Source organism: Chitinophaga lutea, from assembly GCF_003813775.1.
Classification (GTDB): domain Bacteria; phylum Bacteroidota; class Bacteroidia; order Chitinophagales; family Chitinophagaceae; genus Chitinophaga; species Chitinophaga lutea.
In genome coordinates this window covers 1,079,092-1,102,084 of sequence record NZ_RPDH01000001.1, presented here as the reverse complement: position 1 = coordinate 1,102,084, position 22,993 = coordinate 1,079,092, and the positions used below count along the sequence as shown (strand labels likewise).

The window sequence follows — 22,993 nt, the reverse complement described above, 5'->3', positions numbered from 1 at the left end:
TTTAGAAAATTGATTTTTTTCAATTTTTCGATGGGGTAAAATGCAACGGATGGAACCTGCTGTGAAGGTAAATTTGTATGATGAGAATATCAACAATTTCCCGCCCGCGCATGCAGTTTACCGATAGCCATGCCTGGATAGATCTGAACGGTTCGGTGGGATTTGTAGGAGTGTCGGCTCACCGCCTGCAGGGTATAGAGAAAATTTTGCATGTGAAATGGTGCTGCCGCAAAGGAACGATTGAACAGGGAGTGTTAGTTGCCGAGGTTACAACCAGCAATGCCGTTATTCCCGTATATGCGCCGGTAGCCTGCCGGTTCCTGGGCGCCAACCACCAGGTGGAGAATAATCCCGACCTGATGTTGCAGAGCCCGCATGATAAGGGCTGGCTGTTTTTTGTGAGCCCGCTGAAAGCGCCGGGGCAGGTCAAACTACTTTCACCCGGCGACTACCAGAAGCTGGTACAGGAAAAAAGCAGAGGGTAATGATGGAGCATATTATCACGAACGGCGGTTTGCACACGAGCAATGTGATGTTTGACAACCTGTACCCAGAAACGATCAGGCGCCTGTCGAAGCATCACTGGACGCCGGTTGCCATTGCCCGGCAGGCAGCGCATTTCCTGGCCGACGCACCCGGCAGGCGGGTACTGGACATCGGCAGCGGTGTGGGCAAATTTTGTTTGATAGGCGCATATTTCTACCCGGAGGCCCATTTCTACGGGGTGGAACAGCGGAAGGAACTGTATGCGCATGCAGAGTCAGCCAGGACGCTGACGCAGCAGGCCAACGTACATTTTATTCACGGCAACTTTACGGCATTGGATTTCGAGGATTACGACAACTTTTATTTTTACAATGCCTTCTTCGAGAACCTCGATGAAGGGAATCGCATCGATCATCAGATCGAATTTTCCGAAAGCCTGTTCGTGTATTATTCGCAATACCTGTACACCGTGCTCGACCACAAGCCGGCAGGCACCCGGCTGGTGACCTTTCACAGCCTGGAAAACGAAGTGCCGCCCCGCTATGAGGTGCGGGGAGCGTCGGCCGACCGGTTACTGAAAATGTGGGAGAAAGTATAGCGGCGTACAAAACAAAGACGCACATGTTTCAGCCGGAATTATTTCATACGTTGAAGGGATATACCCGGGCGCAGTTTTTCCGCGACCTGCTTGCAGGCATTATAGTGGGGATTGTGGCATTGCCGCTGGCCATCGCGTTTGCGATTGCTTCGGGCGTGCCGCCGGAGAAAGGGCTGTATACGGCCATCATCGGCGGTTTCATTATCTCCGCTTTTGGCGGCAGCAGGGTGCAGATCGGCGGCCCGACCGGAGCTTTCATCGTGATTGTATACGGCATCGTGCAGGAGAGCGGGGTCAACGGATTGATCATCGCCACCTTCATTGCGGGTATATTGCTGGTGGCGATGGGTGTTGCAAAACTGGGCAGCGTGATAAAATACATTCCGCATCCGCTGATAGTCGGTTTTACGACGGGCATCGCCGTCATTATATTCTCGTCCCAGGTAAAAGACCTGCTGGGATTGCAGATGGCAGCCGTGCCGGCTGATTTTGCGGGCAAGTGGATCGCCTATTACCAGCACATAGGCACTATCAGCATACCGGCCACCGCAATTGCCTTGTCGACCGTCGCCATCATCGTGATTTTTCCACGCTTCACCCGTACAGTGCCCGGTTCCCTGGTTGCGATCATCCTGGCGACCCTGGCCGTTCAGCTGTTCGACCTGGAGGTGGCAACCATCGGCAGCCGTTTTGGTAACATATCCTCTTCTTTCCCTATACCTGTGTTTCCCCAACTGAGTTGGGCATCCATCAAAAGTGCCATTCAGCCCGCGGTGGCCATTGCGCTGCTGGGCGGGATAGAATCCCTCCTGTCCGCCGTTGTGGCGGACGGGATGACGGGCGGGCAACATAAAAGCAATACCGAACTGGTGGCGCAGGGCGGGGCGAACATCGCGTCTGCGATATTCGGCGGCATACCCGCCACAGGCGCCATCGCCCGTACCGCGACCAATGTGAAAAGCGGCGGGCGTACGCCCGTTGCCGGCATTGTGCATGCCATCGTGCTGTTGATATTGGTGCTTGCAGTCGGCCAATGGGCCTCGCTGATACCGATGAGCTGCCTGGCTGGCATACTGGTAGTGGTGGCCTATAACATGAGCGAACTGCGTACATTCATCGACATCTCGCGGGGGCTTCGCAGTGACGCCGCTGTTTTACTGACGACATTTTTACTGACCGTTATTTTCGACCTCACCATCGCCATAGAAGTAGGCATGGTGCTGGCAAGTTTTCTGTTCATGCGGAGCATGATCCGGATCAGCGATGTCAGTATTCTGCTGAAGGAAAACGGTGAAAACGATGATCCCGCTGCTGTCGGCAGTTTCAGCATCCCGGAAGGGGTAGAGGTATTTGAACTGAATGGCCCGTTGTTTTTCGGGGCCGCTTATAAATTCAGGGATTCCATCCGCCTGATAGAGAAAAAGCCCGTGATATTGATTGTGCGGATGCGGAAAGTGCCCGTGATTGACAGCACGGGATTGCAGACGATCAGGGATGTGCTTCGGGCATGCGAGCACGATAAAATCCGGCTTGTAATATCGGGAGTGCAGCCCGGGGTGTACGATGCAATAAAAAAAAGCCGGCTGCTTTTCCGGATTGGGAAACGGTTTGTGGTCCCCAATTTTGGCAGTGCCGTGGCGCTTTCGCGGCAACTATTGCAGAAAAATCCGATACCATAACTGCTTCATAAAAGTGGCGGCGTATCCTTTTTTGGAATATGCCGCCGCTCATTTTGCTGAAGTCGCCCGCAGGCTTTTCGGGATGCGCTGATACAAAGTGTCTATCCGTATTTGTTTTCGTTCCGGTATCGAATACGAGGGACTGAAGAGCGCTGGAGGAAAATACCCGCACGCCCTTCCCTTCGCTGTTTATTGTTGCGGCGGCGCGTATTTCACGAGGTCGATCCCGATGCCGTTCGGGTCCTGGATGGCGAAGTGACGGTCGCCCCAGGGTTCATCGCGGATGTCGATTTTAATAGGAATGCCCTTCTTTTTGAAATCTTCGTACAGTTTGTCCACATCCTCCACTTCAATGGTCAGGTACATGCCCTGGCCCTGGAAGGGTTGCCGGAAAAGAGGCTGCTGCGAAGGATGGCCGGGCAGCAGGAAGCTGATTTCCGCCTCGTGGCCGGGCGTATGCAGCAGGAGGTAAAATTCGTTTTCAAAAGTGACGCCGAAGCCCAGCACCGTGGTGTAGAATTCTTTGCTTTCGGCCAGTTTAGCGGTGATCACACCTGCGTTCAGTTTCATTTTATCCGTTTTTTGTTTGTTGGATGCGGTTTGCGCACCGGCATTGACTGCCAGGCATACAAAGGTTAGAATGGCGAGTAAGGATTTCATGGGTTGCAATGATTTAACAGCACAAAGTTGGAGCAATAGTATCACCCGGTATTGTAAAAAACGGACAAACATGACGGGTGGGTGCGGAACACACATCGCCTCCCAATACCTGGGGATAACACGCAACACCGGCTGTCAATTTGCAGTGCGGTAATCGGGCTTATTTCATCAGCTCATTGAACCGCGCATACGCCATGGCATCGGTCGCTAAAGTGAAGCGGCCGTTGTTCCGTATTTCTTCGGCGGCCTGGAAGAACCCGCCATATGCCGCGCGTGCAAGGGAAGAGCCAAGGCTTACCCGTTTTACGCCCATTTCTGCCAGCTCGCCGAGCGTGAATGCCAGCTTGCCTAATCCCATCACTACGTTCACGGGTTTCGGCGCTACCGCTTTCACCACGCTTTCGATTTCTTCCCGTGTTTTTAAGCCGGGCGCGAACAATACATCGGCGCCTGCTTCCGCGTAGGCCACCAGCCGCCGGATGGTGTCTTTCAGATCCGGCCGGCCGTAAATGAGGTTTTCCGCCCGCGCGGTGAAGGTGAAGGGCGTATCGAGGCTGTGCGCCGCATGTGCGGCCGCACGCACGCGCTCAACGGCGAGCTCGAACGGATAGATGGGATCGCCGGGCCGCCCTGTGGCGTCTTCGATGGAGCCGCCTGCCAGTCCCGCCTGGGCTGCCTGCACGATTGTGTCGGCACAGGTTTCCGGTGCATCGCCGTACCCGTTTTCAAGGTCCGCTGCTACGGGGAGCGGCGTGGCGGCAACGATGTCGTGTACATTTTTCAGTGTTTCTTCGCGCGTTACGCGGCCTGCCCCATCCGGTTTGCCGAGCGAGAAAGCGAGGCCGGCGCTGGTGGTGGCGAGCGCTTCAAAACCAAGACTGGCCAGCAGTTTGGCGGAGCCCGCATCCCAGGGGTTGGGAATTACAAAAATACCGGAACGTTCGTGGAGCGCTTTAAATGTGAGGGCTTTTTCGGAATGAGGAGTTGCCATGACGGGTAATTGAGTTACAACAATAAAAGCTAAAATTACGGAAACTGCGGCGATGTGCTGCTCCGGATAGAGCCGGGCTGTTTAAATGGCAGCTGTTGTTCCGCCTGGCAAAGGGCCCTTTTATGGCAAGGTTGGGGCGCAAGCTACGGCTGCACAGGTTTTTCCCGATTGCGTAAATAATTTTCCCGATTGGATGAGGCGCCAGTTTCCACCGTAATAACTTTGCCGCAAATCTCAGGAAGCAAAAAATGATAAAATCCGCCAAATCTATTCTGCTGGCTGTTGTATGCTGTTTTACAGCCCTCATCGCATCCGCCCAGCAAACCATTATCAAAGGAATCATTCAATCGAAACAAGGTCCGCTCCGGTACGGTACCGTTCGTATTAAAGGCACCGCCGATGCGGCTTACGCTGATAAAAACGGTCAATACAGCATTTCCACCAGCCGCCAGGGAGCGGTGACGCTCGAAGCCTCCCTGATGGGCTACGGCACCCAGACCCAAACGGCGACACTGGCTCCGGGGCAGGATGTTACGGTAGATTGGCAGCTGGAGCCCGCTTCCCGCGAACTGGGAGAAGTGATCGTGTCCGCCAGCCGGAAGCCGGAAGTGCTCGATAACGTGCCTTCGTCGGTAACGGTGCTCAGCCGCAAAACGATTGAAGACAACATGGCCGTTACCACCGATATCACCCAGATACTGGCCAATGAAGTGCCTGGCCTGGCGCCATCCGCGCAAACGAACAGCAACGTGGGGCAGTCGCTCCGCGGCCGCTCCGTGCTGATCATGATCGACGGCATTCCGCAATCCACCCCGCTGCGCAACGGCGAAGTGGACCTCCGTTCCATCGACCCGGCCGTGCTGCAACGCATCGATGTGCTCAAGGGCGCCACGGCGATTTACGGCAACGGCGCCACGGGTGGCCTCATCAACTATATCACGTTCACGCCGCAGGACGATGCCGTGATCGCAGGCAAAACCACCCTCAACCTCACCGGTTCGCTCGCCGGCCTGAAAAACAGTGCAGGCGGCAGGGTAGGGCAGCTGCTGCACGGGAAGTACAAAAAATTCGACTACGCCGTGAGTGGCGTGTACGAGCGCACCGGCGAATGGAAGGACGCAAAGGGCAAACTGCTCGGCCCGAATTACAGTCTCGGCGAAACCGACAGCTACAACGCTTTTGTGAAGCTGGGCTTCGCGCCCAACCGGCGCCAGCGCATCCAGCTGATGTACAACTATTACAACAGCCAGCAAAACTCCAACTATACTTTGGTGAACGGCGATTACCTGACCGGCAAACCCGCTACGGGCGTGCTGGGCAAACAGGCCGGTAAACCCACGGGCATCAACGGCAACCAGAACCTGCAACTGTCGTATTCGGCGGACAGCCTTATCGGCGGTACCTCGCTGCAGGCGGACGTTTATTATGAGTCCCGCGACGACGTGTTTTACGTATCGTTCGGCCGCTTTGAAGGCGGCGACGGGCAATCGCACACACTGGCGAAGAAAAAAGGATTCCGTTTCATGTTCAGTTCTCCGCTGGGGAAAACGGGGTCGTTGTCGTACGGCGCCGACCTGGTGAATGATGTAACCTCCCAGCCGCTGGTAGACGGCCGGGTATGGGTGCCGGAAATGAAAATGTTCAACATGGCGCCTTTCGCGGAAACGCAGTGGACGGTGCTTGATCACCTTATCCTGAAAGGCGGCGTGCGCGTGGAGCGGGTGAATATCGGGGTGGAGGATTATACCACATTGCGTATCACCAACGCGGCAGGGCAAACGGTTACGCCGAGTTTTGCGGTGAAGGGGGGCGATCTCAATTATACCGCCACCCTGTTTAACGCCGGTATCCGGTACAACCGCCTGCTTGCCTTTACACCGTACTTCAGTTTCTCGCAGGGTTTCTCCGTGGCCGACATCGGCCTGGCGCTCCGCGACGCGAAGGTGGACAATATCAGCAAAATCAACACCGAAGCGGTGCTGGTCAATAATTACGAGCTCGGTTTTGTGAGCAGGATACAAAAGCTGCGTTTTGAGCTGACCGGTTTTATGAGCACTTCCAAACTCGGCGCCGAAATGGTGTACGATGCCGCTACCGACCTGTTTAACGTAGCCCGTATGCCCGAGCGCATTTATGGCGTGGAAGCAGCCGTGCAATACAGCCCGCTGACCAATCTTGACCTGGGTGCGTCTTTCAGTTATGTGGAAGGCAAGGCGGATACCGGCCGCAACGGCAATTACAGGATGTATCTCAACGGCCGCCGTATTGCCGCGCCCAAACTCGGGGGCAGTATTCATTTCCGTCCGGTGAACACGCTGGAGTTGCAATTGCAGTATACCGGCATCATGAACCGGAACCGTTTCAGCAAACTGCCGAGCGGGCTCTACAAAGGGAACGAGGGAGAAGTGAAAGCCTACAACCTCTTCAACCTGAACGCCAGCTACCGCGTGACCCGCAGCACCATGCTTACGCTCGGGATTGAGAACCTCTTCAACGCCGACTATTTCCCTGCGAGGTCGCAGTGGTTTATGATACCCGGCTTTTATTCCAAAGGCAAGGGTGCATCATTTAATATTGGGGTAGCCGTGCGCTACTGATAAATAACCTGCGAAAATGTGATACCCCCGAAAAGCCCCGCGCTTTTCGGGGGGTGTTTTTTAGGAAAATATCCGGCGGTAGCGTGTAGCCGGCCGCCGGCGGTTGCGGAAATTGCCAGTCGCCGCGTGAAGGCCGGTTGAAAGTAAATACCGCCTTCTCCGGGGGGTACAAGCGGCCGGTCGGGCTATGCACATCGACCGATAACTTATCCCCATACAGCCGGATTGCTAAAAATATTAGTTTATATTTGCCCGTATGACGAGTCAATTTGCTGGTTCACCCAATGATAGTCAGGCAGTTGCGGCGGCATCGGGCGGGGATAAACCTTTTGGTTCAACCCTGTCGGCGATTGCCCGGAAACCGTTTTTGAAATGGGCCGGGGGAAAAACCCAGCTGATCGCCGAGTTGTCGAAATATATTCCCTCCCGGTTCAATACCTATATTGAGCCGTTTATGGGAGGCGGCGCCCTGTTTTTCCACATGGCGCCGGAAAAGGCGGTGATCGCGGATCTGAATGAAGAACTGGTGGTGACTTATCGCTGCGTCAAAGAACGGCCGGATGAGGTGATCAAACTGCTGAAAACGTACCGGAACGAAGAGGATTTTTATTACCGGGTGCGTGCCCTGAAGCCTGCGGCGTTAAGTGAAGTGGAACGGGCCGCACGGCTCATTTATCTGAATAAGACCTGTTTTAACGGCTTGTACCGGGTCAACAAAAACGGTGAGTTTAACGTACCGTACGGCAAACGTACATCCGATTTTCTGCAGGAAAGCACCCTGCGGAACGCTGGGCGGTTTTTGAAAGGCACTACCATTCTGCACTCGGATTATAAACAGACTGTGGCGGCGCATGCCAAAAAAGGCGACTTCGTTTTTCTCGATCCGCCTTATTACCCCGTGGGGAAAAATGCCGACTTTAAACGGTATACGAAAGAATTTTTTTACCACGACGACCAGGTGGCCCTGAAAGCGGAGTTTGACGCGCTGGTGGCCAGGGGCTGCCATGTGTTGCTGACCAATTCGGACCATCCCGTGGTGCTGGAGCTGTACAGCGAATACCGGATCGAGATCGTGGAAACCAAACGCCTGATCAGCAGTAATCCGAATACCCGCACCGGAAAAGACATCATAGTAATTGGAGGTTAACATCGTATGGAATTATCTGTCAACAAGGTCGATGAACAATTCAGCTTATTTCCCGGTACCCGGTACATGGGGAGCAAGAACAAAATTGTATCCAAAATAGGGAGCATTCTGCTGCCCTATCAGCGCGATTCTTTTTTTGACGCCTTTGCCGGCAGCAATGTGATTGCCTATTACATGAAAACGGCCGGGAAAAGAGTGGAGACGAACGATTTTATGGCCATCAGCTACATCGTGTCCAAGGCCATTATCGAAAACTCCACCGAACGTCTCTCGCCGAAAGAGGTGGCGTTTATCGTCGATAACAAAAACGACAATACCTTCATCGCGGAAAAATTCTACGACTTATATTTTGAAAGGGAAGAGAATGAGTTTTTAGACCGGGCCCGGGCCAATATCGAAAGCCTGAAAAACCCGTATAAAAAAGCCATTGCCCTCGCCGCCCTCGTGCGGGCCTGCATGAAAAAGCGGCCCCGCGGCATTTTTACATTCGTCGGGCACCGGTATGACGATGGCCGGGCAGACATCCGCAAAACGCTCAAAGAGCATTTTACGGAAAGCGTAACCCTCTTCAACGACGCCGTATTCGACAACGGGCAGGCATGTACCGCCCGCAACGAAAAAACGGAAACCACCCAAACAGACTGCGGCATGGTGTACCTCGACCCCCCGTACTTCACGCCCAATTCCGACAACGACTACGTGCGGCGTTATCATTTCGTGGAAGGGCTGGTCAGAAACTGGGAATCGCTGGAGATACAGGAGCACACGCTTACCAAAAAGTTCAAAAGTTTCCCGTCTCCTTTCTCCAACAGGCAGCAAGCACACAAAGCGTTTGAAGACCTGATCGATAATTTCAAAAAATCGGTGATCGCCATTTCCTATTCTTCCAATTCGTTGCCTACCCGCGATGAGTTGCAGGCCATGCTAAAACGGCATAAGAAAAAAGTGGTGGTGCATGAAATAGATCACCTGTATTCATTCGGCAACCAGAACCATAAAATAGGAAACCCATCCAACCGCGTAAAGGAATATCTTTTCGTGGGGAGTTAATATGTAGCTTATGCCCAAAGTCTGGAACATCGGCAATACGACAGTCAGGAATCCTAATCGGATTGAAAGTGCGTTGCGGGTATTTGAGGAAGAAGGGTTTTCAGGCCATGTAAAAGGCTCCGAAGCGGAAGCCCGCCTGCATCTGATGCTGCGGGAAAAACAGGTGCTCGAGTTCGATGGCGAGCCTTCGGACTGGAACGGCCGTAAATGGCGCGCCGCCTTTTACCAGTTAGGTTTTATCAGTTTTGAAAGATATGCTATCGGTGCGCTGCGGTATGAGCCGGATGCGTTCTTCCGGCAGATCCGGACGCCGGGTGTTACCCTGCCCTTCCAGCTTACGCCGGCGGGTGAAAAACTCGTGGCGGACATTTCCGTTCCTGAAATCGAAGATATTTATACACGGCAGCTGGTTTGTTACGAGCTGCCGAATGCACTGGAAGGAAGGTTTCCTCCCGGTGCGAAAATGAAACCCTTCATTTTGTTCCTGCAGGTGCTGAAGCGATTGCAGGACAACGGCAAGGCTGGACTGAGCAAATACGAGACAGGCCTGTTCCTGCAGCCATTCCGTAACCATACCGCTACTTTGCCCGACGAGATTTATGGGGAAATTCTGCATTTTCGTAAGGAGGCAGCCGCCTGCCGCAATTCGCAGGACAGAGAGGCGCTGGAAACGCGTTACGAAGCACAGCTGCAGCAACGGGTAGGCATCAAACCGCAGTCGGTGCTCAGCGACTACTCGGATACCACTTTCCGGTACTTCAGTTTGTCGGGCCTGCTGATGCGCATCGGCAGCACTATCGTGATCAGAACCAACAAGCGCAATTTTGTGGACACGCTGTTGCAAACCGAGCCGCACTTCCAGTTCCAGGCCGATCCCCTGCAATACTTCCGGCATTTTTACAACAACACCTATCCCATTCCCACGGACGACACGGCGGTTGCGCTGCATGAAATCAGCGAGCTGCGGCGGGGCGTGCGTAACCCGGACAGTCCGGTGCTGCAACAGGCCGCCGTATTAACGGCAACAACGCCCGCGGAGCAAATCCAGGCTACGCGGTATGCGTTGATAGAATATCACAACCGCGAAAGGGAGGCCGATTATGCACTCGAACAGCAAAGCGAAACATCCATCCACGAGATCATTGCCTATTTAAGAAAGCTCAATGGAGAGCGGTTCCCGGGCGCACCGGAAATCGACGATAAACCCGCTTATTTCGAATGGGCTGTGTGGCGGAGTTTTCTGGCCATCAACGACATCAGATGCGCGGTGCATGAAACCCGGCGCTTTCCTGTCGATCATGATTTCAAGCCCCGCAACACCGCTCCGGGCGGTGGCGCTGATGTGATATTTGAATTCGAAGAATATGTATTGATGATCGAAGTGACCCTGACAGCCAACAGCCGCCAGATGGCGACGGAAAGCGAGCCTGTCAGACGGCATGCCGTACAGTGCCAGCAGCAATACGGTGAAAAACCCGTGTACGGCCTCTTCATCGCACCGCAGGTCGACAATAATGTGGTCGAAACTTTCCGGTCCGGTACCTGGTATAGCGGAGACGTGGAATATGTGTCCAACGTGGTGCCCATGAACCTGCCGGATTTCACCGGCGTGATCGCGCGGCTCCTCACCGGCCGGTTTACCAATGCACAGTTTAAACGCCTGCTGGATAGCTGCTTGACCGGCAGAACGGAACGGGCGCCGGTGTGGCAACAGCACATCCGCGCTGAAATCGCACAATGGACGAGTGCTCCGCCAAACGCCTGATCTACATCCCGGCCCGCATCTCCTCTTCATTTTTATTGCCCTGTCTGCTTTTGTGGGTAGACCTGCCAAAGCTCCAGGTCAGCGAAACGGCCAGCCTGCGGCTACCGAACCAGTGTTCCAGCTGGTTATTGATGAGATGTTTTTCCCGGAACTCCAGTTTTGTACGTTGTGTATCGAACAGGTCGTAAAAATTCACGCGCGAATTGAGCTTCCCTTTCGCCCAGCTTTTCTGCAAGCCCAGATCTACATTGCCCGTTGGCCTGAAATAATACAGGCCGTTACCGCTTGGCGACCGGTGGTAATATGAAATATCGAACGTGGTGCCGTACGGCAGTGAAAACAGCTGGCTGCCCGAAATGCTCACGTCCGTGATCGGGATGGCGTAGGTTTTATCGTGGTAAGGCGTTTGCTCTTTTTTGTAATTCCCCCGTACGGTATGCTGCATCTTCCACCATTTCGTGACCCGTAACGGAAAACTCAGCTCCACGGCTGCGAAGTCGTTGTACGGCAGGTTTCTGCCGAGGTATTGCAGGATGTTGGTGGCGCTGTCGTATTCCGGGTAGCGCGTCATGGGATCTTTTTCACGCCCCAGCTGAACGATGATATTGAAGGCGGTATGTGTATAGGTGATGTTCAGCATTTTGGTGGTGGAGGCCTGCAGGTTGGGGTTGCCCACCCAGTAGTTCAGCGGGCTGAAATAAAAGCGGAAGGGGTTGAGTTGCGCAAAAACAGGTCGTGTGATTCGGTGGCTGTACGAGAGGTTGACCTGTTGTCCGCCGCCGATCGCGTAGGTTACGTTGAAGGCCGGCAGCCAGGTGAGGTAACTCCTTTTGGTCACTTCCCCAATGGTCACTGCATTGGCCGTGCTGCGCGTATGTTCCGCGCGCAGGCTGGCCTGGTAGCTCCATTTATTTTTACTGCCGCTATAGGTGAGATAGCCGGCGGTGATGTATTCTTTGTACAGGAATTTGTTGCTCCGGCTGCTGTCGTACACAAATTCCGATGCCTGCGCCAGGGTGTCGTACCGCAGGTCGTTTTCGGTGGTGGTGAATGCGAACTTCGCGCCAGCGCCGAACTTCCCTTTCCCGGCATCGCGCTGGAAGTCCGCCTGCGCCGCCCGGATGAGGATATCGTTTTTCATATCCGTTTTCCAGTAGGTCAGCAGTTTTTCCGTGGCCAGTACCCGGTTCTGAATGTCTTCCTGTTGTTTGTTGCTGATTTTCACCAGCGAGGCCAGTACATCGAGCCGGTTTTTCCCCAGCTGCGCATTGTAGTTGAGATGGGCGGAATAGTTCTGCTGCTTCGGTTCGGCGCGGTTGTCGCTGTTGGTGGCCGAGAGCAGCTGAGTTTCCGTGGAGTCGCGGGTGTGGAGGGTGTTGTAGGCGTGCCTCGATAAATTGGAATGGTAAGTGCCCAGCTGCAGGCCCAGCCGGTGGTTTTTGCGCAGGCTGTAATCCGCGCCCAGCTGCAGACCGGGGTTGTTGTTGCCCGTCAGGGTTTGGGTGCGCGTGGTCAGCACATTGGTATTGGCCAGGTGCTGATAAGCCCCGTAACGACGGATGCCGGTACCGCCGGTATAAGTGGCCCGCGCCGTGTAGGCGATCTTTTTTGTTTTGTACGAAAGATTGAGGCTGTTGTCTGCCAGCGTGTAGGTGTTCCGCTGGATGTTGGTGGTAATGGAGCCGTTCCAGCCAAGGGTTTCATCGCGCTTCAGCCGGATGTCGATAATGCCCTTGTATTCGCCGTCGTATTGTCCCGAAGGGTTGCTGATGATTTCGATGGACGCGATCATGCCGGGCGTGAGGCTGTTCAGGAAGTTCTGCAGCGCTTCCGGGCTCATGGGTACGGGCCGGCCGTCGATGAACACACCGGGCGCAATGCGCCCCGACATCTGGATGGTGCCGTCGCCGGCCACCTCGAGCCCCGGCACCTTCCTTAGAATGTCGTACACGTTGGCCGACGCGGCAAACAGCTGGTTACCGGCAATGTTCAATATCAGCTTATCGGCGAGGCGCTGGAAGGGGGGCTTCGCGCCGGCCACCGTCACTGTGCCCAGTTGGTTGGGAAGAGCGTTCATCGGGAGTGTGCCCAGCTGAATGGTGCGGCCACTTCCTGCGCCGATGGGTTGGTATAATTTGTCGTAGCCCATCGAGAGCAACAGCAGCACATAATTGCCGGGCGGGATGCCGGAGAGGTGGAATGCGCCGGTGGAATCAGCCACCTGCCCGGTGATCAGCGCAGAATCTTTTTCCGCGAGCAGGCGCACTGTGGTAAAACCGAGCGCGGCGCCGGTTTGTGCGTCTACCGTTTTACCGTGAATGGTCAGGGAAGGCATTTCTTTTTTAACTGCCGTTTGCGCCTGCACGATGGCGCCTGTCAGTGTCAGCAGCGCGACGATCAGGGAATGTTTCATCATGCCGCAAACGTAACAACAGGGCGTACGGCAGCGGTCTTACTTCCGGAAATCAGGCGTACGGAATTATAAAACCGGACGGTTGGAACGTATCAACCATTTGACAATCAGCTGGTTATTTTTTCGAGCTGTTCTTTGTAGAGGGCTGGCGTGGTGCCTTTGATTTTGCGGAAGGCGGCATAAAAAGTGGACTTCGAGTTATAGCCCACATCGTACCCGATGGCTTCAAAAGTGAGGTGCCGGCTGGATTCGATCAGTTTGCAGGCCTCATTAATCCGGTATTCGTTGATAAAAGTCGAAAAACTTTTACCCAGGTTATCGTTCAGCAGCTGGGAGAGCTGGTGCCCGGAAATATTGATCTGCTGTGCCAGATCGTTGAGCTTGAGGTTGGGGTTTTTATACAGGTCATTTTCCTGCACCGCCTTTTCCAGTTTTTCAGTCCACAGCTGCGCGCTGCCTTCCGCGATTCTTTTCCGTTCGGGTTTGTCCTGCGGGGTTTCATTTTCAAACGAGGTGCCGTACATGATGAATCCCATCGTGATATACAGCATGAAGGAAAACGAAATAGGCCCGGTCATATAAATCACATTGACAATCCCAATCCACGACACGAGGTAGCCGAGGAAAATCACACAATTGCCGAGGTATACCAGCAGCCAGAGCTTTTCGGTATTGTTCAGTGCGGATGCGTCCGTGAAAAGTGCTTTCAGATAGTTTCTTATTAAAAAGCCCGAAGCCACTACATAAGCGGCCCATTGGCCGTAAACGATGAACACAAACACCTTGTTCCAGATCCAGGGGTTGACCTTGTAAGGGGCAATGAATCCGGCAACCAGTATGATTCCCAGCTGTGCGCCCCATACCCATTTCCACATAGCCGGTATCTTTACCGGTTTGGTGATGGCCGATTTCAGGAAATAATACAGCGAGGGGCCAATCAGGAAACATGCCGTCAGCCCGATCTGCAGAATGATCCGGGACAATTGCGGATTAAAAAACAGGAGAACGGACTTGCCGACCCGGATACTGAGCGCCAACAGCAGAATGCCCAGCAGTACCGCTGCTACCGACCGTTGCTTTTTTGTCCGGAAAAGATAAATGCCGAGCAAAATGCCGTTGCAGGCGCCCAAAGCGCTGACCAGAAATAATATTTGCTGCCCGAGGTTCATGGTTAACCGGTAAATTAGCAGGTTTATAAATGAAATATAAGCGAAATCCGATGAACGCCAAACTTTCCGGTACGGATGGTAGCTGGTTACGGCTGCCGTATTGCGGCGGAGTTTTAAGAAAGCTCGGTTTTGAACAGGCCGTTTGTGTTGTTAAATGTCGTTAATTTGGTGATAAATATCCCTGCGTGAAAGTCCCTCCCTGCTATACAACATCCTGTCGAAAGACCAGGCGGCTGGCGGGCAAATACAGGCTGCGCAAAGGGAAGATGTGTCTGAAGGGGACAGGGCCGTTGGCGCCCGCGGGAACGAATGATGGAGAAGGAGGCAAGAACAAAAACAGACGGGTGGAAATTGTATTGAAATAGTATGTGCTATATGAAAAAGAATGTCCTTTTAATCGTACTCTTCCTGCCGCTGTGCGCACAGGCGCAAAGCACGGGGTTGTCGTGGCTGGGCCGCTGGTTCAACGCATGGGAGCTGGTCAGTAAAGAACTGCTGGCTTTACCTGTCGGGCAGCCGCCGGAGATGGTGTTTTATGATACGGCGCGGGTATATACAACGTCCGGCATCACAGCGCCAACCGGCACACCGGTAAAGGGGCCTGCGCTATACGGACGGCAGCTGTCGTGGAAAGTGGCGCCGCATGGCGATTCATTGACGCTGCCCGATGCCCAGCGGGTGCCGGTAGGCCTCATGAGTTTTGCTGCAGCTGATAAAAGGGGGAACAGCTTTTTCGTGATGGCGGCCCCTTCGTTCTGGAAAAATGCGGGGATAGAAAGCAGGGAGCTGTCGCTCGACAAAATGCTGACCGGCGTGTTCCTCCACGAATTCACGCATACCCGGCAGTACAATAGTTTTGGAGTACAGGTGGATGCGATCGAACGCGAACATCCTTTCACCGAAGTGCAACTGAACGATGACATCGTGCAGGGGTATTTTAAAAGTGATAGCGAATATGTGCGTGCCTTCCGGGCGGAAACCGATGCGTTTTACGCCGCCGCCGGCGCCCGCTCCGTAAGGGAAGCGAAAGTGCTCGCCAAAAAGGCGTTGGGCATGCTCAAAGCGCGGCAGGCCAGGTATTTCACCGGCAATAAAACCGTGCTCAAAAAACTCGACGATATCTTCCTCTCGATGGAAGGGCTGGGACAATATGTGGCAGTTTACTGGCTGGTGCATCCCAGGGGTGGTAACCTGCCGCCGGATGTGGCGGTGAACGGGTTCAGGAGAAAACGCAACCAATGGTCGCAGGAAGAAGGCCTGGCCATGTTCCTGGCGCTCGTGCGGCTGGCGAAGCCCGATTGGGAAAGGGAACAGTTCAGCGCACAGCCCGTTACCATCGTGGAATTGCTGGAAAAAGCCCTTTAAGTGTCCGGTTTTGAGAATCGCTGTCCAGTTTCGCAAAACGGGTTTCCGGCAAAACCGGTTAACCCTGGTGCCCGATAACGGACAGGTGCAGCCGAAAGCCTGAAAAAAGGTCTCGCTGATACAGGTAAATGCTTTACTGTGGCTTGTTTGCGCCTTAAATCGACGGGTGTCCATTTTGTGCGGAAGCGGACGTTCCGGAAATATTGGCTTGCCGTTCATCCGCTGATAACTATTCGTTTTAACAGGTTTTGTGCCGTTCATACCTTTGATTCATCAAACGAACAAAACGTATTAACACATAAAATCTTATTACAATGAAAACACTCATCGCTCTCTTCGCCTTCGCCCTGGTGGCTGTAAATGCACAGGCCGGTAATAACAAGCCCGTTCCCGCTTTTGCGGAAAACGTAGTGTCTAGCAAGATGACCGTTCATGCAGACGAAAAAGGCAACGTATTCGCCATATCCCGTTTCATTTCCGACGTACAGCTGCCCCTGCCGGTATTGAAAAAACTGATGAAGAAATGTCCCGATGAAACCATCGTCTCTATCCGTGAGTTTGATGCCGGCGGCGCGATCACCTATATCATGGCACTGGAAAATGAAAAAGGTTATAAAGTAGTGCGGATAGCCGGGAGCAGCCTCACCACCCTGGATAAAGTCAATAAGTCGTTATAAAAATTGTAACAGCCGGAAATAGCACCTGGGCTCCGAAAGGGGCCCTTGTTGTTGGTGGGTGACGGCCGAGGGGAAAAGGCCCCCTATAGTATAATGTGGATTAAATTAATACATTGCGGGCGCTATGAATGGAAGCGCTAACAGATATTGGTACTTCGCGGCAGTGTTACTGGTTGTTTCCTGCAATTGGCTCGGCAGTGCACCGCCACGGCAGTGTTATGGACAGGCCGGGCTCAACGTACTGGTGAACGACGAGCTGCATGTGCTGAAAAACGGACAGAAAATATACAGCCATTCCCTGTTACCGCACATGGCGGTCGTAACGGGCATCAGGAAGGACACCATTTTCCTGACATATTTCCGGGAGAAGGATGGCGCTCCGGAAGAAGGCCGTGCGCAGGCGGGCGACAGTGTCTGGCTAAAATGGAAGATACTGCCGCAGCAGGAGCTGATCACCGGCCATCCCATCACTGCGACCGCATTCAGTTTCGTGAACGGCCGCCTGATGGTGCAACCCGCAGGTTCCGCTGTCAAGCTTTCATTTGCGCTTGATAATATTGTATATGACAACAAACGCGTATTGGCGTTTTCTCACAAACCGGGCAGAACCAGCTGCCGGGAAATAAAACTTCCGAAAGAGCTGCAGCGCGATTTCGAGGATGCTTTCAGCGAGTATAGTGCGGCGTGGGGAGGGAAGGAATAACATGAGCCTCCGGTGGCCGGTTCGCCGCGCGACTTTCATGCCCATCGCTGGACAAAACCACCCGGCCGCTTTTATCACCACCAAATCATTCTGTACCTTCGGCATCAAACCGGCCGGCATAGCAGGCAGCCGGATAATATCAGGGTCTATGCCCGGAAAGCTGGCTATTTTTTCTGCGACAAGTACTGGCTGGGGCTCATACCGAACTGTTTGGTGAAATTTTTGCCGAAATGGGTTTGCGATTTATACCCCACCATCATCGCCACTTCATACATCTTGTATTACTGTGTGCTCAGTAATTCGGCGGCCTTTTGAAATTTCACAGGGAAACTTTTTCCTGAGCAGCCGCGCTGCGTTTCGCCAACGCCCGTCCCAGCGCAATGACGCCTGCGGACGCAGCGAGAAATAATAATACGACGCCCGCCGCATTCCGCATGGCCACGGGATATCCCAGTACCGCCACGTCGACGAAAGGGTAGGGGTAATAGTTGGTGATTGCGCCGTGAACGATGGTGTACAGCATATATGCCGCCGGGTAGATCAGCCACGAGGGCAGCTGCTTCCAGGCGAGGTCTTTTTTCGGGGCATACAGCAGCCAGTAAAGGATGAACAGCACCGGTATGACGAGATGCAGCAGTTCGTCCACACCCCGTTGCAATCCCTGCGGCGCCCACAAAAAACGCAGGATGGTATTGTACACCAGCCCTACGATGCCGATGTACACGGTCAGTGCCGCCTGTACGGATGCCCGGGAAAAGAAACGTCCCCATTTACCCGCCGGCAGCCATACCAATACCGTGCAGCACAATGCCACCAGGATATTGGTCTGAATCGTAAAAAAGCTGAAATACCGGATGAGCGTTTCCGGTATGGATACGGTGCGGGCAGCAAGGATCAGGTATAGCTGGCCGATGAGCGCGAACCAGCCAAGGCCGGCCAGCACTGTCAGGTAAAGGTGTTGGGTTCGTTGCATGGTATAATTTACATTTTTTTGCAGTTACTGCAAGGGCGCCCCGTTCCGATTTTCTGAAATGAAAGATTAGGGTTAGTTTTGGGCGCACAAAAAATGTTTGATTATGACCGCAAAGATCCTGAAAGATGAGATATACGAACAGGTGGAACTGATTTCAGAAGAAGGAAACGAGTTTGCCGACGACGAGGAGTATGCTGCCGCCGCCGAAAAGTTTAAAGAAGCGCTGCAACTGGTGCCCGATCCTAAAACCGACTGGGAGGCCTCTACCTGGCTGTATTCCAGCATCGGGAACATGTATTTTATGCAGGACGACTTCCAGCAGGCCGCCGAATATTTTCAGCAGGCCATTAATTGCCCCGACGGGAAAATCAATTCATTTATACAAATGAGGCTGGGCCAGGTTTCGCTCGAAATGAAGCAGGAAGACAAAGCGCTGGAGCACCTCCTGAAAGCCTACCGGCTCGGCGGGAAAAGCCTTTTTTCAGAAGAAGATACCAAGTACCTAGGTTTCCTGTCCAAAAGGGTGAAACTGTAAAACAGACAAACCTGTCTGATTTTCGTATCTTTACGGCATGAAACAGAAAGCAGAGCCTAAACAACGTTTGCTGGACGCAGCTACCGAACTGTTTTTTAAACAGGGTTACCATGCAACGGGCATTAACCAGGTGATTGAAGAAGCAGGTGTGGCGAAGGCAAGCCTGTATATGCACTATCCCTCGAAAGAGGCGCTGTTGCTCGCTTTTCTGCAACACCGGCACGAAACCTGGTTTGCCGGGTTGCATGCGGCTACGGCCAAAGCGAAAAGCCCTGGAAAAAAAGTGCTCGCTGCCTTTGATTATCTCCAGCAGAAAAACGTGGAAGAGGATTTCCGGGGATGCGCTTTTCTGAACATGCTGTCAGAAGTGTCGGATAAAGAAAAAGAAGCGCTGGCCATCATCCGCAGCCACAAAAACGAATTGCGGTCCTTTTTCACGCAACTGTTGCACGAAGCATCGCCGGCGGTGCAGACGCATGTGTATTTATTGTTTGAATCCGCCATCGTGGAAAGCCAGCTATACCGCGACCAGTGGCCTGTTCAGGAGGCGAGGAAAATGGTAGAGCGTTTGTTGGGACAGAAATAATAACATTTTACGACTTTATAGCGGGGCATACCGGAAGGATGCCCCTTTTGCATTGATAATGAACCGAAATCGGGTGAGCGAAAAATAAATATTAATATAAACAGACCGGTCTGTCTATTTATGGACATTTCTCCCTTACCTTTGTAATGTCATTTCTTCCGATGGCCATCGATCAGAAATACGCAGTTATCACACTTAAAAACAATGATCATGGAACAAAAGCCTCCTTTTCCTCCCTTTACGAGGGAAACCGCATTACAGAAAGTACAGCTGGCAGAAGACGCATGGAACAGCCGCGATCCCCAACGTGTGGCGCTCGCCTATACCATTGATACCGAATGGCGCAACCGCGATCAGTTTTTGAACGGCCGCGAAGAAGTGGTAAGCTTCCTTACCGCGAAGTGGGAGAAAGAACAGCACTACCGGCTGAAAAAAGAGCTGTGGGCTTTCACGGACAACCGCATCAGCGTACGGTTCGAATACGAATACCAGGCCAGGGACGGCAAATGGTTCAGGGCGTATGGCAACGAACAATGGGAGTTTAACGACCAGGGCCTTATGCAGCGGCGCTTTGCGTCTATTAACGACGTGGAGATCACTGCAGGGGAACGCCGGATTTTGTGAGAATATCGGCGGATGTGAACCGGACCGGGGGATTATATGTTATTGATGAATACATTATAGACATTTTACGGGCAATCCCCTTTTTTCACCACTAAAAAATATCAGATGAAACCCATCGATTACGCTTCTGATCCGAACCTTACGCCGGAAGTAAAGAAATTCCTGGCACCCCTGAACGCCGGCGGCGCCCCCGTGGAGAGCCTACCCGTACCGGACGCCCGCAATGTGCTCGTTACCGTACAAAAATCCGTGCAGGTGGATGAATCGGGGATCGACGTCACGGAGAAAGAAATCACGGCCGACGGCCGCGCCATCAAACTGCACATCGTACGCCCCGAAGGCGCGAAAGGCAAGTTGCCTGTTTTTATATTCATTCATGGCGGCGGTTGGGTGCTGGGTGATTTTCCCACGCACAAACGCCTGGTGCGCGACCTGGTGGTGGAAACCGGCTATGCCGCCGTGTTCGTGAATTACACCCCGTCGCCGGACGCGCGGTACCCGCAGGCCATCCACGAAATCTATGATGCCACCAAATGGGTGGCGGAGCATGGGGATGAAATCGACGTGGACGGGAAACGGCTCGCCGTTGTGGGCAACAGTGTGGGCGGCAATATGACGGCTGTGACGGCGCTACTTGCTAAAGAAAGAGGAGGCCCGCTCATCCGGTTGCAGGTGATGTTCTGGCCGATTGTGGATGCCGGCTTCGATACGGGGTCATACCGGCAGTTCGGAGAGCAACGCTTCCTCACCACTTCGCTCATGAAATGGATGTATGATCAATACACTACAGACCCGGCGCAGCGCAAGGAAATTTATGCTTCGCCGTTGCAGGCTACCGTTGAACAATTGAAAAGCCTTCCGCCCGCTTTAATCCAGGTAGCGGAGAATGATATCCTCCGTGATGAAGGGGAAGCTTATGGCCGCAAATTGTCCGAGGCCGGCGTACAGGTCACAACGGTGCGGTACAACGGCGTCATTCACGATTTCGGTATGCTCAACGGCATGGCGCATCTGCCTGAAACCCGCTCCCTGATCCTGCATGCAGCTGCGGAGCTGAAAAAATACCTGGGGGAATAATCGCCGGTATCTTTGTTCGTCGCGGGTTGGGGAATAAAATAGCCCCGGCATGTTGTTAGAGAGATTGAATCAATAAGACGGTATGATCCGGGAAAGGCATCTACCCGGCATTCATCAAAAAAAAGAGGGCGTATCTGATTCAGATACGCCCTCTTTTTTTTGATGAAGCTTAGTTATCCCAGAGTTCATTCTGTGGATATTTGGGACCTGTGGTCACCGCATCGATCTGCGATTGTGGTATGGGCCGCAGCACATGTTTGGCAGAGATGTTGGCCCGGCCATCGGCGCTGTGCAGCCTTACGCGGTTCAGCAACTGGCCGGTGCGTACCAGGTCGAGCCAGCGGGTGAGTTCGCCGCACAATTCGCGGGTGCGTTCGTCGAGGATGAAATCGAGCGTTACATTGGCCGCGGTAATGTCGAGCGCCTGCGGGGTGGCGGAAGGATATGTGGCCCTGCGGCGGATGGCGTTGATGTATTCCACGGCATCACCGGGGCGGCCGTCCATCAGCAGCGCTTCTGCGGCAATCAGGTAAGTTTCCGCCAGGCGCCATACAATCACGGGCCGGATGGAAGGATAGTTCATATCCGCCCGTTTGGTATCGAAGTATTTGGTGAGGGCGGGCGACAAGGAGGTGCTGTATTTGTTTGGCGGTACCAGCAGGTAGCGCGAAGCGGCAATTTGAGCATCGGTGGCGGCGCGAAGCGGCATGAAAATGGCCGTATCGCCCACCTGGAACTTGGGCTTGCCGGGCTGTGCGCCAGCGGGAGCCCCGGGAGGCAGCGGGTTGGGCCACAAAGGAAGCTTGTTCGGGTTATTAGACAGCCACATCGTCTGGAACGATTTGCGGAAACGGGTGTCGATCGACTGGTTATTGAACACCGTGTCGGTTATCCAGCGGGTAGGGATGGCCCGGATGTAAGGACGGCCGTATTTGACATCGCGTTGCATACCGGCTATGTCTTCATACTTCGGTACCCACATGTGATTCAGCACATTGTCCTGGCCGCTGCTGTTATTGGGCCCGTTGTACGGCAGGTTGGCCGTATGCTGTACCGTCCACAGCACTTCGATGTTCTCTTCGTTGCCTTCTGCAAACACTTTCCCGAAATCTTCCAGCAGCGCCAGGCCGCCTGAGGGCGCCACGGTTTTGATCAGTTCTGTGGCGAGGGTGTGCGCTTTGGTATAATCGTCCGCTTTTTTGGCTTTGGAGCCCGCACGCGCCATGTGAACTTTGGCCAGCAGGTGCATTGCTGCAGCCCGAGTGGCTTTGCCCGGAAGCACGCCGTCTGTTTTCGGGCTCAGCGGCAACAGGGGAATGGCAGCGTTGAGGTCTTCAACGATCAGATCGTACACTTCGGCCAGTGGCTGCCTGGTTGCCGATGTGGTGGCCGTTGTCTGGAAGTGTTTGTTGAGCGTCACATCGCCCCAGAACTGCACCAGTACAAAATAATAATTGGCGCGGAGGAACTTCACTTCCGCCACCATTCTGTTTTTGAGGGTCTCATCCACTCCCGTGATCTTCGGCGCGTTGTTGATCACGCCGTTGCAGGTGTTGATAAACGTGTAACACGACTTCCAGACGTTAGCCAGCAGGCCGAGCGTGGGATTATAGTTGCTGCTGTATTTGTTGATGTCGTTATTGCCATCGATGCCGGTAATAAATTCGTCGGTTCCCAGCACCGTCATGGTAAAATAATCCTGTGTGCCCCACAGGTTGCGGGTGCCTGCGTAACAGGCATCGTAAGCCATCTGCCAGCCCTGTCTGGTTTCGATGAAACCCGGTGTGAGAATGGATTTGGGCTGTTCTACGAGTTTCTCCTGACAGCCGGTGGCCACCATTGCCAGCGCCGCGCTGAAATAGAGGAATATTCTTTTCATACAATAATGTTTTTCCGGT

Annotated in this window: 21 protein-coding genes; 14 read left to right on the top strand and 7 right to left on the bottom strand. The window is 53.7% G+C overall.

The annotated features are described in order from the left end of the window. The first annotated feature begins 77 nt into the window (after positions 1-77). From EGT74_RS04235 to EGT74_RS04225, 3 genes are read left to right on the top strand one after another with little or no spacing between them, the layout of a single operon-like run. The gene (locus EGT74_RS04235) at positions 78-485 is read left to right on the top strand and encodes a glycine cleavage system protein H (protein ID WP_123845282.1); all 408 of its coding nucleotides are present in this window, start codon (positions 78-80) and stop codon (positions 483-485) included. Next, the gene (locus tag EGT74_RS04230) at positions 485-1,084 is read left to right on the top strand and encodes a class I SAM-dependent methyltransferase (protein WP_123845281.1); all 600 of its coding nucleotides are present in this window, start codon (positions 485-487) and stop codon (positions 1,082-1,084) included. Before EGT74_RS04235 ends, EGT74_RS04230 begins: the two co-directional genes overlap by 1 nt. 23 nt (positions 1,085-1,107) lie before the next feature. Then, entirely contained in the window at positions 1,108-2,763 is a 1,656-nt protein-coding gene (locus EGT74_RS04225) for a SulP family inorganic anion transporter (protein ID WP_123845280.1), read from the top strand. A gap of 189 nt (positions 2,764-2,952) precedes the next feature. Here the strand turns inward: EGT74_RS04225 and EGT74_RS04220 are convergent, their stop codons facing one another. Continuing rightward, a complete protein-coding gene (locus EGT74_RS04220) occupies positions 2,953-3,423 on the bottom strand; it encodes a VOC family protein (RefSeq protein WP_246008116.1) in 471 nt (156 codons plus the stop codon). A gap of 160 nt (positions 3,424-3,583) precedes the next feature. Then, positions 3,584-4,414 carry an isocitrate lyase/PEP mutase family protein gene (locus EGT74_RS04215; protein WP_123845279.1) on the bottom strand — a complete coding sequence of 277 codons (831 nt, stop codon included), beginning with the start codon at positions 4,412-4,414 and terminating at the stop codon, positions 3,584-3,586. Positions 4,415-4,662: 248 nt separating this feature from the next. Between EGT74_RS04215 and EGT74_RS04210 the strand changes: the two genes are divergently transcribed. The 4 genes from EGT74_RS04210 (at position 4,663) to EGT74_RS04200 (ending at position 10,973) form a co-directional block, all read left to right on the top strand. Then, positions 4,663-7,011 carry a TonB-dependent receptor gene (locus tag EGT74_RS04210; protein ID WP_123845278.1) on the top strand — a complete coding sequence of 783 codons (2,349 nt, stop codon included), beginning with the start codon at positions 4,663-4,665 and terminating at the stop codon, positions 7,009-7,011. 256 nt (positions 7,012-7,267) lie between these two features. Next, positions 7,268-8,158 carry a DNA adenine methylase gene (locus EGT74_RS27035; protein ID WP_220392809.1) on the top strand — a complete coding sequence of 297 codons (891 nt, stop codon included), beginning with the start codon at positions 7,268-7,270 and terminating at the stop codon, positions 8,156-8,158. A gap of 6 nt (positions 8,159-8,164) precedes the next feature. Further along, entirely contained in the window at positions 8,165-9,208 is a 1,044-nt protein-coding gene (locus EGT74_RS27030; protein WP_220392808.1) for a DNA adenine methylase, read from the top strand. Positions 9,209-9,218: 10 nt separating this feature from the next. After that, positions 9,219-10,973: an AlwI family type II restriction endonuclease gene (locus EGT74_RS04200; protein ID WP_123845277.1), complete on the top strand. Its 1,755-nt coding sequence runs from the start codon at positions 9,219-9,221 to the stop codon at positions 10,971-10,973. A gap of 1 nt (position 10,974) precedes the next feature. On the opposite strand, the gene EGT74_RS04195 is transcribed toward EGT74_RS04200, so the two are convergent. Both EGT74_RS04195 and EGT74_RS04190 read right to left on the bottom strand, forming a co-directional pair. After that, entirely contained in the window at positions 10,975-13,389 is a 2,415-nt protein-coding gene (locus EGT74_RS04195) for a TonB-dependent receptor domain-containing protein (protein ID WP_123845276.1), read from the bottom strand. Positions 13,390-13,493: 104 nt separating this feature from the next. After that, entirely contained in the window at positions 13,494-14,555 is a 1,062-nt protein-coding gene (locus EGT74_RS04190; RefSeq protein ID WP_123845275.1) for a helix-turn-helix domain-containing protein, read from the bottom strand. Between the two features lie 375 nt (positions 14,556-14,930). Between EGT74_RS04190 and EGT74_RS04185 the strand changes: the two genes are divergently transcribed. The 3 genes from EGT74_RS04185 (at position 14,931) to EGT74_RS04175 (ending at position 17,300) form a co-directional block, all read left to right on the top strand. Then, complete coding sequence (locus tag EGT74_RS04185; protein WP_123845274.1) at positions 14,931-15,920, top strand: hypothetical protein; 990 nt, start codon at positions 14,931-14,933, stop codon at positions 15,918-15,920. A 314-nt stretch (positions 15,921-16,234) separates the two neighbouring features. Beyond that, positions 16,235-16,597 (top strand): hypothetical protein, encoded by a 363-nt coding sequence (locus EGT74_RS04180; protein WP_123845273.1) that lies wholly within the window; start codon positions 16,235-16,237, stop codon positions 16,595-16,597. A gap of 124 nt (positions 16,598-16,721) precedes the next feature. After that, positions 16,722-17,300 (top strand): hypothetical protein, encoded by a 579-nt coding sequence (locus tag EGT74_RS04175; RefSeq protein WP_123845272.1) that lies wholly within the window; start codon positions 16,722-16,724, stop codon positions 17,298-17,300. A 164-nt stretch (positions 17,301-17,464) separates the two neighbouring features. Here the strand turns inward: EGT74_RS04175 and EGT74_RS27320 are convergent, their stop codons facing one another. Continuing rightward, a complete protein-coding gene (locus tag EGT74_RS27320) occupies positions 17,465-17,575 on the bottom strand; it encodes a helix-turn-helix domain-containing protein (RefSeq protein WP_123845271.1) in 111 nt (36 codons plus the stop codon). Positions 17,576-17,619: 44 nt separating this feature from the next. Then, entirely contained in the window at positions 17,620-18,273 is a 654-nt protein-coding gene (locus EGT74_RS04165) for a Pr6Pr family membrane protein (RefSeq protein ID WP_123845270.1), read from the bottom strand. A gap of 103 nt (positions 18,274-18,376) precedes the next feature. Between EGT74_RS04165 and EGT74_RS04160 the strand changes: the two genes are divergently transcribed. The 4 genes from EGT74_RS04160 (at position 18,377) to EGT74_RS04145 (ending at position 21,095) form a co-directional block, all read left to right on the top strand. Further along, positions 18,377-18,808 (top strand): tetratricopeptide repeat protein, encoded by a 432-nt coding sequence (locus EGT74_RS04160; RefSeq protein ID WP_123845269.1) that lies wholly within the window; start codon positions 18,377-18,379, stop codon positions 18,806-18,808. Positions 18,809-18,845: 37 nt separating this feature from the next. Beyond that, positions 18,846-19,394, top strand: a complete 549-nt coding sequence (locus EGT74_RS04155) for a TetR/AcrR family transcriptional regulator (protein ID WP_123845268.1) — start codon at positions 18,846-18,848, stop codon at positions 19,392-19,394. A gap of 210 nt (positions 19,395-19,604) precedes the next feature. Further along, positions 19,605-20,018: a nuclear transport factor 2 family protein gene (locus EGT74_RS04150; protein ID WP_123845267.1), complete on the top strand. Its 414-nt coding sequence runs from the start codon at positions 19,605-19,607 to the stop codon at positions 20,016-20,018. Positions 20,019-20,123: 105 nt separating this feature from the next. After that, complete coding sequence (locus tag EGT74_RS04145) at positions 20,124-21,095, top strand: alpha/beta hydrolase (protein ID WP_123845266.1); 972 nt, start codon at positions 20,124-20,126, stop codon at positions 21,093-21,095. 169 nt (positions 21,096-21,264) lie between these two features. Here EGT74_RS04145 and EGT74_RS04140 read toward each other — a convergent pair whose 3' ends face one another. Beyond that, entirely contained in the window at positions 21,265-22,974 is a 1,710-nt protein-coding gene (locus EGT74_RS04140) for a RagB/SusD family nutrient uptake outer membrane protein (RefSeq protein ID WP_123845265.1), read from the bottom strand. Between the last annotated feature and the right edge of the window lie 19 nt (positions 22,975-22,993).